Source organism: Streptomyces sp. NPDC000941, from assembly GCF_053599555.1.
This window is the reverse complement of the sequence record NZ_JBSFMM010000303.1, coordinates 1-11,176: the sequence shown is the minus strand read 5'-3', so window position 1 is coordinate 11,176 and position 11,176 is coordinate 1. Positions and strand designations below refer to the sequence as shown.

16 protein-coding genes are annotated in these 11,176 nt (G+C 70.2%); all 16 read right to left on the bottom strand.

Annotated elements, in window-relative coordinates; genetic code table 11:
- Positions 1–141: 141 nt before the first annotated feature.
- Complete coding sequence (locus ACWDSL_RS48570; RefSeq protein WP_450495558.1) at positions 142–369, bottom strand: helix-turn-helix transcriptional regulator; 228 nt, start codon at positions 367–369, stop codon at positions 142–144.
- Between the two features lie 454 nt (positions 370–823).
- Positions 824–2,299 (bottom strand): ATP-binding protein, encoded by a 1,476-nt coding sequence (locus ACWDSL_RS48565; RefSeq protein ID WP_450495556.1) that lies wholly within the window; start codon positions 2,297–2,299, stop codon positions 824–826.
- A gap of 2 nt (positions 2,300–2,301) precedes the next feature.
- Positions 2,302–3,195 carry a bifunctional DNA primase/polymerase gene (locus ACWDSL_RS48560; RefSeq protein WP_450495555.1) on the bottom strand — a complete coding sequence of 298 codons (894 nt, stop codon included), beginning with the start codon at positions 3,193–3,195 and terminating at the stop codon, positions 2,302–2,304.
- Between the two features lie 83 nt (positions 3,196–3,278).
- On the bottom strand, positions 3,279–4,070 hold the full coding sequence (locus ACWDSL_RS48555; RefSeq protein ID WP_450495553.1) for a deazapurine DNA modification protein DpdA family protein: 792 nt from the start codon (positions 4,068–4,070) through the stop codon (positions 3,279–3,281).
- A gap of 207 nt (positions 4,071–4,277) precedes the next feature.
- The gene (locus ACWDSL_RS48550) at positions 4,278–6,389 is read right to left on the bottom strand and encodes an ATP-binding protein (protein ID WP_450495551.1); all 2,112 of its coding nucleotides are present in this window, start codon (positions 6,387–6,389) and stop codon (positions 4,278–4,280) included.
- 224 nt (positions 6,390–6,613) lie between these two features.
- Complete coding sequence (locus ACWDSL_RS48545; protein WP_450495550.1) at positions 6,614–6,916, bottom strand: hypothetical protein; 303 nt, start codon at positions 6,914–6,916, stop codon at positions 6,614–6,616.
- Between the two features lie 97 nt (positions 6,917–7,013).
- A complete protein-coding gene (locus tag ACWDSL_RS48540; protein WP_450495548.1) occupies positions 7,014–7,346 on the bottom strand; it encodes a hypothetical protein in 333 nt (110 codons plus the stop codon).
- Positions 7,347–7,390: 44 nt separating this feature from the next.
- Complete coding sequence (locus ACWDSL_RS48535; RefSeq protein WP_450495546.1) at positions 7,391–7,576, bottom strand: hypothetical protein; 186 nt, start codon at positions 7,574–7,576, stop codon at positions 7,391–7,393.
- Between the two features lie 16 nt (positions 7,577–7,592).
- Complete coding sequence (locus ACWDSL_RS48530; RefSeq protein ID WP_450495545.1) at positions 7,593–8,072, bottom strand: hypothetical protein; 480 nt, start codon at positions 8,070–8,072, stop codon at positions 7,593–7,595.
- Positions 8,069–8,461 (bottom strand): RRQRL motif-containing zinc-binding protein, encoded by a 393-nt coding sequence (locus ACWDSL_RS48525; protein WP_450495543.1) that lies wholly within the window; start codon positions 8,459–8,461, stop codon positions 8,069–8,071. The genes ACWDSL_RS48530 and ACWDSL_RS48525 overlap by 4 nt, the downstream gene beginning before the upstream one ends.
- A gap of 16 nt (positions 8,462–8,477) precedes the next feature.
- Positions 8,478–9,395: a DUF2637 domain-containing protein gene (locus ACWDSL_RS48520; RefSeq protein ID WP_450495541.1), complete on the bottom strand. Its 918-nt coding sequence runs from the start codon at positions 9,393–9,395 to the stop codon at positions 8,478–8,480.
- Complete coding sequence (locus ACWDSL_RS48515) at positions 9,392–9,610, bottom strand: hypothetical protein (protein WP_450495539.1); 219 nt, start codon at positions 9,608–9,610, stop codon at positions 9,392–9,394. The genes ACWDSL_RS48520 and ACWDSL_RS48515 overlap by 4 nt, the downstream gene beginning before the upstream one ends.
- Positions 9,607–9,933 carry a hypothetical protein gene (locus ACWDSL_RS48510; RefSeq protein ID WP_450495537.1) on the bottom strand — a complete coding sequence of 109 codons (327 nt, stop codon included), beginning with the start codon at positions 9,931–9,933 and terminating at the stop codon, positions 9,607–9,609. The genes ACWDSL_RS48515 and ACWDSL_RS48510 overlap by 4 nt, the downstream gene beginning before the upstream one ends.
- Entirely contained in the window at positions 9,930–10,382 is a 453-nt protein-coding gene (locus ACWDSL_RS48505; RefSeq protein WP_450495536.1) for a Pycsar system effector family protein, read from the bottom strand. The genes ACWDSL_RS48510 and ACWDSL_RS48505 overlap by 4 nt, the downstream gene beginning before the upstream one ends.
- On the bottom strand, positions 10,379–10,834 hold the full coding sequence (locus ACWDSL_RS48500) for a hypothetical protein (protein WP_450495534.1): 456 nt from the start codon (positions 10,832–10,834) through the stop codon (positions 10,379–10,381). The genes ACWDSL_RS48505 and ACWDSL_RS48500 overlap by 4 nt, the downstream gene beginning before the upstream one ends.
- Positions 10,831–11,100: a DUF6284 family protein gene (locus tag ACWDSL_RS48495; RefSeq protein WP_450495532.1), complete on the bottom strand. Its 270-nt coding sequence runs from the start codon at positions 11,098–11,100 to the stop codon at positions 10,831–10,833. Before ACWDSL_RS48495 ends, ACWDSL_RS48500 begins: the two co-directional genes overlap by 4 nt.
- Between the last annotated feature and the right edge of the window lie 76 nt (positions 11,101–11,176).

The following is an 11,176-nucleotide window of genomic DNA, read 5'->3' as shown; positions in this document are numbered from 1 at the left end:
CAACACCCAAATACTCACAATATCCATCCCATCTAGTTTTATTTTGTTTTGTTCTGTTTGTTCCTTGGGTTTGCTGCCTGCGCGGCCGGGGGGGGGGGGGGGGCCCCCCCCCCCCCCGCGGGTGTCGTGCTGTGTTGGGTGTCAGGCAGCCGCTTCAGCGGCCATGCGCTCGGTGGTCCAGCGCTGGACGGCGGCAGGGTCGTAGCGGACGTATTTGCCGACGCGGAAGCCGGGCGGGCCGGTGCGCTTCTTGCGCCACTGGTAGACGGTTTCCAGGGGCACTTCGAAGAGCTCCGCGATGTCGTCGGGGGTGAGGTAGCGGTCCGGGAGTCCAGCCCGCAACGTGGTTATGGCGGACGCCTCTGTCATCTGGTGGTCGCTCCTCCGTGGCGGGGTCTATGGGCTTTCTAGGGCTGCGTCTGTCCGAGGTGCGGATTTCTGCGTCATTGCGTCATCAGCGTCATTTCAGGCTTCTGATCTGCGGTTTTGTGTGACGCAGTGGTTTGGGTGTGCGTCATCGGTGCGTCATGGGCTGCGTCATCGGGTGACGCAGATGACGCAGGATGACGCAGAGGCTGCCGTCTGCGTCATGCCTGTATCCGCAGGTCAGTGGCCGTTTTTTCGGCCGCATGACGCAGATGACGCAGCGTCTTCCCTCTTAGGACAAAAGAGGGGGTGTCTGTTGTGGTGCGGTGCGCCTCACAGCGTGAAGAAGGAGCCGCTGCGCGGCGCGTCCTTGGGGCGGCGTTCCGCCGAACAGCAAGAGGAGCACGCCTGGCCGGTGGTGCTCTTCTTGCTTGTCCGGACGATCGCGTGGCGCGGGTCAGAACATCGGCTTGTGCTCGTGTGGGGGCGGGGCTGGTTGGCGGGTCATTTCGAGGTAGCGGCCTTCGCTGGTGCGGCCCGAGTCGATGAGGACACCGCGAGCGGCAAGCGTCGGCTGGAGGCGCTTGAGGCGGTCGGAGAGGACCTTTCCCGTGGTCGGCCAGCCCTTGGGCAGGGGGCGGCAGTCCTCGCCGCTGTAGAGGCGACTGAGGCAGTGCAGCCACTCGGTGGAGGTCATCCGTTGCTGCCCGCCCGGCTCGATGCTGTCGGCGTGCCTGAGGACGGTCTGCGCGAGCAGATCGCCCTCGATCACGTCGTCGTTGAGGTCGTCCAGGCTGGCCCGGTACGCGGTGAGCGATCCGAGCCCGGTAGCTGCGTCGAGCTGCGCGCACAGGTGCGCGAAGTCCGCCATGCGCAGATCGGTCGGGGTCTCTGCCTCAGCGGCGCGGACCTTGACCGTGAGGTCCAGGAGCGAGCCGAGCACGACCGGCAGGATCTCCGCGTACTCAGCCCACAGCTCTGCCTCGGTGCGCCGCACCTTGGGCCGCTCCAGGCGGAGCGGCAGGAGCCGTTCGGCGAGGTCGGGCCGGATCACGCCGACGTCGATGCCGGTGAGCAGCAGGGGGCGGCGGTAGCCGGTGCGGTAGACGTCCCCGTCGGTGAACAGTGCCCGCTTGACGTCCTCGGCACCGGTGACGATGCAGCACATCGCGTCGGACAGGTCCGGGCCCATGTGGGAGAGGTTGTCCAGGGCGGTGACCCACCCAGCGGCCACGGCCGCGATCAGGTTCGCCTCGTCCTTCGGGGCGCGGCGCAGGTCGCCGCTCATGCCCTCGACGATCCGCATGAGCATGCGCCCGCCCGTGGACTTCCCCGCGCCCTGGGGGCCGGTGAGGAACGGTGCCGGGACGGGTACGGACGGCCCGAGGCAGCCGATCAGCCATGCGATGGCGAGGGATTCAGTCGCGGCGGTGGCGAAGTTGCACAGCCGCAGCAGCAGATCGATGCCCTTGCCATCGGTGTCCTTCGCGGGCAGCGGGAGTTCCCCGGTGAGCTGGGTGCGCCGCCAGCAGACCTCGCGCGGGTCGGGAACGGCGATCTCCCAGCCGGTGGGGTGGATGCGCACCGACTGACCGTCGTCGCGCCCGAGGTCGAGCCATGTCGCCCCGTCGAAGCCGGACGCGACGCGGATGTTCACGGACTGCGTGTCCTCGGTCAGCGCGAGGGCTTCGATCAAGTCCAATGCCTCCTTGAGCGCGGTGCCGTTGAAGACGCCGGTGCCGTCCTTGAACATGCCGACCATGAGTTCCTGGCGGTGGCTGCCGGTGGTGCCTTGTGAGCGGATGGGGCGGGCCACGGGGTGGCCGTTCTTCTGCGCGTACACGGTTCCGTCGGCGGTGCGGAAGTACCGGAAGTGCGCCTGCGCGTAGTCGGTGATGACCTCGCGGGCAGGGTTCTTCTCGTCGTCGGACATGGTCACAGTCCCAACTTGGCACGGGCGTTGGTCCACGCATCGGTGCAGTGCCGGGGCGATTCGCCCTTGGCCTGAGCGGCGGTGAACAGGCGCGCGATGTGAGCCTCGGTGAGACAGCCGCACCGGCCATGGGTGGACAGCACGGCGAGGAACGTCCGGTAAACGGTGGCGTGGACCGCGCTGCGGGCCTCGGCGATGCGCTGCTGAGCCATGGCGATGCCACGGTCCAGGTAGGCGGACGTGCGGTGAGGGCACATCCCTTCCCCAGCGGCCCATGCAGGCATGGCGATGGCCTGCGGGGCCGACCGGACCGTGGGGGGTTCCTTCACAGCCAGCGCGCGCACGATGTCCGGCAAGGCCGTCATGGTGCCGGTGCCGGGACCGAGCCACCGGGCGTAGGCCATCGTGGACTTGATGTCCACGCCGTCACGGACGGCGTTCACAGACCGCATGGTGCCTTGGTAGATCCAGTGTTCACCGCGGGTCGTCGGCACGGTCCGGGTGGCGGGCAGGGTCTCTCGGGCCCATGCGACGGCTGCGGTGTCGTCGAGGTCCACCACGGTCAGCCCGGCGCCGCCGGGGTGGTAGGCGACCGTCACGGCCTCCCGCCACGCCGACGCCCACGCGGGCGAGGTGAGGACGTGGGGGTCGGTGGTGGCGGCAGCCCACGCGTGGCACGGCGCCGGGCACAGGCACGGTCCCGGCGTCTTCATGTTCGGTCGGCCGCCGCACCGGGGCGGGGTGCCCGGGCAGGTGCGGCAGTTCCCGAACGGGACCTTGCCCCTTCGCAGGGGCAGCACCGGCAGACCGGCCGCGGCCAGCTCCAGCGCGGTCCGCAGGTGGCCCTCGATCGGATGTGCGGCGTGCTTGGGCGGGGTCTTGCAGTCTGGTGTCATGCTGGATGTCTCCAGTTCTGTTGAAGGTGCTCGGAGACCGGGGCGGCCGTGACTTTGGCGAGAGACGGCCGCCCCAGCCGCATCTAGGCGGCGAGTGCGGGCTGTTGCCACGGGGGCAGGGTGCCGAGGACGCGGGTACGCCAGGCCAGCGCGTAGGGAAGGCAGTTGGCGCAGTTCTTGTGTGTGTGGCCGGGCATGGGTGGGCGGCGGCGGGCGTGGTAGCTCCATGCGGCGGAGTCGGCGGAGGCCATCAGGTGGCCGACTCGTTGCAGGCCGATGGTCTTGAAGCCGAAGCCGTGCAGCTTCAGCCCGTATCCGGCGAGGGTGGAGACGATGGCGACGGCTTCGCGGGTGGCCTGTCGTCGGCAGACGGAGCCAAGCCCGACGGTGGGTTCGCGGGTCAGGTCGATACCGGCCCGCTCGTACAGGGCCAGGCAGCGTTCGTAGTCCGGGAGCTCCCAGCCCTGGAGCACCGGAACGATCGGCAGATCCGGCGCCAACTCCCGCAGTTCCAGGAAGTTCGCCACGGTGCGCCGCTGGTGCTCCGCGATGCTCAGGTGGGTGCCGGTGAAGTGCTGTCCGCCGACCGTGCCGCCCTGGATCATGATGGGCTCACACATCCAGTCCTGTGGCGCGGCCCAGTCGAACGGGCCGACGCACTCCCAGATGCGGTACAGGTCGTTGACGTACTGGCGCGGGGCGCGGGTCCAGTGGCCATGACGCTGGAGCTCCGAGAAACCGCCGGAGTCCACCGCGTATGGCCCCTGTGCCGGGTGCAGCTTGGCGGCCGTCGCGAAGTGCTCGGACTTCAGGAACAGCGGCACATGGGTTAAGCGCACCCAGTGCCGTTTGTGGGTCGTGAGGTAGAACCGCATTGAGCCTCCAGTTCGGTCTAGGTTGGTGACCATGTGTGAAGGGAGGGAGGCATGGGAGTCCTCAGGGAAGGCGATTCCGGGGGTTTCCGCAGGTCTGCGGGACGCGCCTCCCTGACTCCCTGTGAGGGTGTTTGCGCTGATCAGGTTGGGGAGGCGGGGTGAGGGAGGCGGCGAGGGAGAACTCCCTGCCTCCCTCACCGCCTCCCTTTACGCTGAGTCACGATCGGCGGTGTCGTCGCGCCGGTCGATGGCGGTGCGGACGAGGTCGGATCCGACGACCATGACCCCGCCGGACTTGTACGGGGCCGCTCCCGCAGCGTCCAGGACGCGGGTCAGGTCCTGCGCCGTCCAGGCGCGGTAGGCGCGGGGGTTGCGCTCGGCGAGGTGCTGCCGGACCTCGTCGGTGCGCATCCGCTTCGCGTCGCCGAGCACGGCGGCGATGTCGGCCATGTTGTCGACCTCTTCCGGCTCACCGCCGACGGTGGTGCGGGTGGTGACTGCGTCGCGCCGGGCCTTGATTCGCTCGGCGATCTGGTCGGCTTCGTCGTCGTTGATGTAGTGGGTGCGGATGGTGATGGCGGGCTGTCCGGGGGCGAGTTTGACGCCGTCACCGGCCACGACGAGCGTGCCCTTGTCCAGGCCCTGGCGGAGCTTGTGCGGCGCGGCCCCGGCATCGATGGCGGAGTCTCCCAGTGCCATGCGGGCCTGGGACTCGGTGCCCAGAACCAGCGAGGCCCGGATGTGGTTGCCCTCGCGGGAGCGCTTGGGCAGGTTCTCGTTCGTCGGGTCCTGCGTGCCCTCCCAGGTGGTGACGTTCACCGCGCGGCCCTGGTCGTGGATGGCCTTGACCGCCTGGAAGTAGCGGGAGGTGGCCTTGGCCCCGCCGTAGGGCCGCTTGTCCTCCCCGACGGCGGCCGAGCCGTAGGCGACCTGGGCTTCATCGCAGACCAGGACCAGCGGCGGGAAGACGCTGCCCTTGGGGGCGAGAAGGCGCCGGTTCATCTCCTCAACGCCGTCTTCCATCATTTCGGTGGCCTCGATGACGTGGTCATCGGTCGGGCCCTGGATAAGGACGGTCGCGATGCCGTCCATGCACTCCCAGTCGCCCACGCCCTTCAGGTCCGCCATCCGGAACTCGACAGTGGGGTCATGCGCCAGCCACAGGGCCAGCGCCCGCAGGGACGCGGTCTTGCCCTGGTTGGACAGGCCCGTAATCAGCAGATGCCGCTGGAAGAGGCTGATCAGCGCGACATCCCCGCGCAGGTCCAAGCCCCAGGGGGCGCGGCCGTTCTTGTAATCGGCGCTCGTGTCGGGGTCGGTGACCAGCGGGGAAGCGCCGATCGGCTCGTCCAGGGCGCCCGAGTCGGCGATCCACGCCCGCACGGTGCGGGCGGCCGGGGCGACCGACAGGTGCACCTCGTGCTCGTGGCGTCCCAGGTTCTCCGCCAGCTTCCGGCGGCGGGCCAGCACTTCCTCGGTGCTGCAGCCGCTGGGCAGCAGGATGTCCACCTCGACACCGCACCCGGCCAGCACGATCGGGGAGAGCATGCCAGCGCCCGCATCACCCATATCCAAGATGGCCTTGCGCAGAGGCGCGATGCCCAGATCACGCACCGCCTTGACCACGAGGGAGGGGGTGATGGGCTCACCGTCGCTGCCCCGGACGTTCGCGGGCAGAGCCCAGGCAGGCGCAGCCTGCTGGTGACGGCCGACGGCCCACAGGCCGAGCAGAGCCAGGAACGGGCCGATGGTGACCAGCGGGCCCCACACGATGGTCACGATGGTGATGAGCAGCCGGATGAACTCGATCACCGCCATCAGCGGCGTGACCACGTCGGTGAAGTCCTTGTTGGCAATCGCCAGCGCCACCCCGAGGGCCACCAGAGTGCCGACACCGACCCCGGTGCCGACCACGACACCCTTGGCCGCGACGACCGGGGAGCGGAGCAGGTCCATACGGCGGCGGTGGCGTGCGTCGCGGAACCGCTGCCCGCGCTCCTCCCACTCCGCGGCCACCTCGTAGTTCCCGGCCGCCTCAGCGGCCCGCAGCATGCGTTCGTAGCGGGCGGCGGTCCGGCCGTCCCAGGTGCGGCGGGCCACGATCCGTGCCCCGCCCACCACGTACATGTTGTGCCGCACGACCGCGCGGGCGGCGGTCTTGGTGCGCTCATGCGTGGCGGCCGTCTTCACCGCGCGACCGGAGCGCACCCACAGCGGCAAGACCGGGTCCGGAGTATCGGCCACTACGGCCAGGGTCGGCCCGTCGTGGGTGGCGGGAGGTTCGGGGGTCTTGTAGAGGTGAACGACGTTGTCGCTCATGCTGGAAGTCTCCTCAACTGCCCCCTTTCTGGGGGCGGGAAGGGGCGCGAGACCCGGGGCGGCCGGTGTCCTTGGCCGGGAGACGGCCGCCCCGGGGCGTTGCCTTAGCGGTGTATGGGCATGCACCGACGCGAAAGACCCCCGCTCAATTGCTCTTGAGCGGGGGTCTCAGCCCGTGTCGGTCTAGCTGTGCCGTCGGCCCTTCCGGGCGCGGGTGGTGCGGGTTACGCCTTGCGGTAGAAGAACCGCACCCACGCGGCCCCGCCGTCGGACACCGTCACCTCGGGCTCCATGCCCCAGGTGCGGACCGCGGCGGCAATCTCCTCGGCCACCTCAGAGGCGTCTGCGGGGATGTCCACGAGAACGGAGATGTAGTTCCCAGCGGCGCGGACGAACACGCCGTCGCGCTTGTGCCGCGCAGCGGCGGGGCTGATGTTGAACCCAGCAGTGCGCAGCCGCCGGGAAACAATGGGGCCAAAGCGCTGGGCGCTTCGGTTTCCGCTGTTCTGCGGGAGCAAGCCAGCCATACGGGTTCCTCAGGTCGGCGGGAGAAGGCCCAGCCTATGCGGGCCCATGGACGGCGTCAGTGCGTGGAGCACGCCCGTGCCGGGACGGTAGGGCCGGTTACAGACCGGCGCGGCGGATCGCCTGCTCGGTGGCACGCACCCGCTTCTCAGCCGTCCTACGGGCCTGACGGGCGGCGGTCCGGTCCTCGCGCGGCGCGGCGCGCTCGGCAGCCTTGGCGGCGGCAAGTTCGGCCTTGGCCTTGTCGTTCTGGCGGTTCAGGGCCGCGGCTTCGAGCTGGCCGCGCTCGGCGGCACGGGCGTCGATGCGCTCGATCTGCCGGTCAAGCTTCGGGTCCACGGCATCGGCGAGAGCCTGCTTAGCGCCGCGCAGCACCAGCAAGGCGCGCTTGCGCTTCTCGGCCGGGGTGTAGGAGCGGTAGACGTCAGTCACTGGTGTCCTTCCTGGACAGAGACAGATGAGTACGCGGGCGGGGCTCAGGCGGTGGTGGGCTTGGGCTCCTCGAACGCCTCGACGATCTCCGCGAGCAGCACCTCGGCGGCCATGAGGTGACCGGCGAGCTGCCCCGAGTTGGTCATGTCGACCGGCCTGATTCCGGCGACGTAGGCGCGCGCGGCTTCGATGACCACGATCTGTTCGGCAGTGCGGACGACGTCGTCCATGGGGCGTCCTTCCTGGTCAGCGGTTGCGGATGTGGGTCTGGGAGCGGCCGAACCACCTGTTGGACACGTGGTGGTTGGTGATGTACGTATCGCCCCCGCCGCGCCGACCGGGCGCCATGACGGCGACTCCCGCGGCGACGGCGGCGGCGATGAGGGCTTTGACGAGGGAATCCATGACGATGGCGACAGCCCCGGCGGCGAAGTAGGTCCCGACACCGGCCCCCGCGGCGAACACCCCCTTCGCGGCGAGCCGTTGCGCGTGCGGATCGACCCCGGCCGGGGCGGGCGCGGGGTCGGGCACGCGGACGGTGGGCAGGTCTTCCCGCCGCACGGCCACGAAACCGCCGTGAGCGCCGGGGACGTAGACGACCGGGCCGCGGTCGGCGGAGAGCTCCACGGCCCCGCTCAGCGGCTGCTCGGCCAGGCCGTGGGTGTCGAGGGCGGGCCAGTCGGTGACCGGCTCGCCCGGCGGGCGGTAGGGCAGGGGCTCGTTCATGCGGCCACCTCCATGGAGTTGTCGGGGTAGGCGCAGGGCACGCACACCCCCAGCGAGGTGGGGATGCAGTAACCCGCGTCCGTGCGGCACTGGGGGCAGGTGCGGCGGGCGGTCATTGCCGCCTCCAGCGCCACCCACCGGGCCGCGGTCATCGGACGGACCTGCTTGGCCTGGTCGATGCGGTAGAGGTAGGCGACCTGCGCGCCGGACTTCCGGCGGCGGGAGCGCCGCATGATCTGAGCCGCTATCGGCTGACCACCCGGCCGCAGACCGCGCGCCCGTAACTGCCTGCGGGTCGCGTAGCCGTCCGGTGCGAGCATCCACGGGTAGGTGGGCAGGCCCCAGGTGGCGCCGGTGGGGTCGTAGCACTTGCCGAACGCGGGTGACATCCGTCTTCCCTCCCGCTCATCCGGCGATCGCCGTGGGGAAGTCAGCCAGGTAGGGCTCACGGGCCTTGACCCGGCCACGGGCGGTGCGGGCGGTGGACTCCGAGCCGCCGAGCCCGGCGGCGGCCATCGCCTCGGTCATCCGGGCGGTGTTCGGCTGGGTGAAGTCGGTCCCGTACAGCGCGCGGATCAACTGATCCACACGGTTCGGGTAGATCACCGGCGTGCACAGCTCGACGGCCGTCGAGCGCGCTTCGACGGGCGACTCCTCGACGTTGACGGCTGTCGGCACCGCTTCGACGCCAGGCCCGGCCGCCGGGAGCTCCGGCACCGCAGCGGCGGCAAGAGCGGCGTCCGCGGGCGCTGCGGTCGGCGCGCGGTCGACGGTCGTCGTGACGGGCGTCGAGGGTGTTTCGACGCCCGGCGATGGCGGGTTGACGCCCGTCGTAGCGCGGCGGGCGAGGTAGGCATGGACCTGGCGCATTAGCGCGCCGAACGCCAGCAGCGCGGCAACCGGCGGCACCGCAGCCACCACGTAATCCAGAGCACTGGCGTTCTGGCCGACCCCGGCCACGTTCAGGGCGATCGAGCCGCCGTCTCCTGCCGCGACCAGGCCGATTGCCCACCCGTCCACGCGGTGAGCGAGCGAGGCACGCAGGATCAGCAGCTCGCCGATCACGATGAACAGGTCGACCGTCGCGGGCCACGCCCACGAGCGGGCCACCGCGTCGGCCATGCCATGACGGGCGGCAACCTCCTGCAGATGCTCGTACGACAGCCAGAACGCCGCGGCGGTCAGGATGACCGTCAGCACCCCGGCAACCGCGGTGATTGCGCGTTCGATGTTGACGGGCGTCGAAACGGTGTTGACGCCCGTCAACCGCGCGTCATCCGGGACGGCGGCGGCACCGCGTTCGGCGACCTGCGCGGCGGTCACGGCCGCCACCTCCTCAGGCGGTGCGCGCCAAGACCCAGGACGAACGCCCACACGACCGGCTGAGCGGCCACCCAGACCAGCAGCGCGCCGAGCCCGGCAAGAACGCTGAGGGTGACACCAGGCGCCTGCATGGCCAGGATGAGCAGCAGGCACCCGAACAGGACGTAGTTCAAGAACCGGACCCCTGCCCCGGTCCGCGTGGTGGTTCCGTTCACAGCGCACTTCCTTCCGGGGCGTCGTCGGTACCGGGGCGGCCGTCGAGGCGATCGGCCCATGGCGTGTAGGTCACGGGGCGTTCAGCCGTCCAGCCACGCAACTGTCCGACCGCGTCCGCTACGCCAAGGACCGGGTGCTTCAGGACCGACGCGAGGATGATCCGAGCGTCGGACGCCCGCTGGTCGAGCAGCCGGGCGCGGATCCGGTCGTCCTCGATGGTGTCGGCGTGGGGGATATCAAGCGCGTCATGCACGGCCCGCAGCAGCGCGGCCACATCCGCGGGCAGCGGATCCGGGAAGGCGTGTGTGGTGGGCTCGCTCACAGCGCACCCCCCACCGCGATACCAGCGGCCACGATCAGCAGCACACCGCCCGCGCGGGTCACGTCGATCGCGCGCTGAAGGGCGGCGAACTTGACCAGCGCGAGACGTGAGAGGTTCGCGATGTCCTCCCCGCGCCGGTCCTCGGCCAGGACCGTGCGGACCTGGTCGGCGGTCAGCCGGGCCCACAGCGGAAAGCCCGCCACGGCGGCGCCGGACAGGTTCGGCCGCACCACCCGCAGCAGCAGCCCCGCAGCCGTCACCAGCAGCAGCACACCCATACCACCGACCACGTACGCGGGGGTGAGAAGGTGCGCGTTGGCGGCGGTCCAGACACCGGCCAGAACGGCACCGATGAACGCCAGCAGCAGCGATGCCTTGCCGTCGGTCCGGGCGATCTCCGCCTTCACCTCCGCGTGCGCGGCGGTGAGGTTCGCGTCCAGGGTGCTCACCCTGCGCCCCCGACCACGGTCAGCTCATCGACGAAGGGGCAGTTCCGCTGCCTCCAGGGGATCGACTCGGTCGGGTCCCACGTCACACCGATGTACTTACGGCCGTAGTTGACGTGCTCCGTGTTCGTTACCTGGCCGATGTCGTAGCCGTTGACGGTTCCCAGTCGTCCTTCGGGGGACGCGACGCGGGTGCCCTTCGGGAGGTCGGCGGAGGTGCGGGGGGTGGTCGACGCCACGGCCGTCCCCTGGCCCCGGAGTTCCGCCAACAGGGCAGTGCCCTTCTCCGTCAGCGTGCTCAGGGCCGGATGGATCAGCCGCCGGACGATCAGGGCGCGCTCCGTGCGGAAACCGCACGCCACCACTTCGCCGTTCTCGCCCGTGTAGAGGGCACGAAGCATAGGTTCGCTCAGCTTGTGAGCCTTGATGATCTCGGTGACGGGTGCGGCGCTCACGCGGCACCCCCCGGCAGGCTCACGCCGACGGCGCGGTTCGAGAGCTCCCGGCGGGCGGCCAGCACCCGGCGGCGAGCCCGGCGGAGCCGACGCTCGCCCAGCTCGGACACCGGCCGGTCGAGCGTCATGATGAACACGTCCAGCAACTCGACCTGGGCCGCGATGAGCGGCATCTCAACCTCGATCGCGTCCAGCTCCGCGCCGGTCGGCTCGCGGTCGGACAGGTCGGCGGTAACACCCGCCTGAAGTGCACCGATGTGCTTCATGGGTCGTGGTTCCTTCCAAGGTTGAACGGCCCGAAAGCGCGGCCCCGGTGGTGGCTCCCCGGGGCAGATCGGCAGT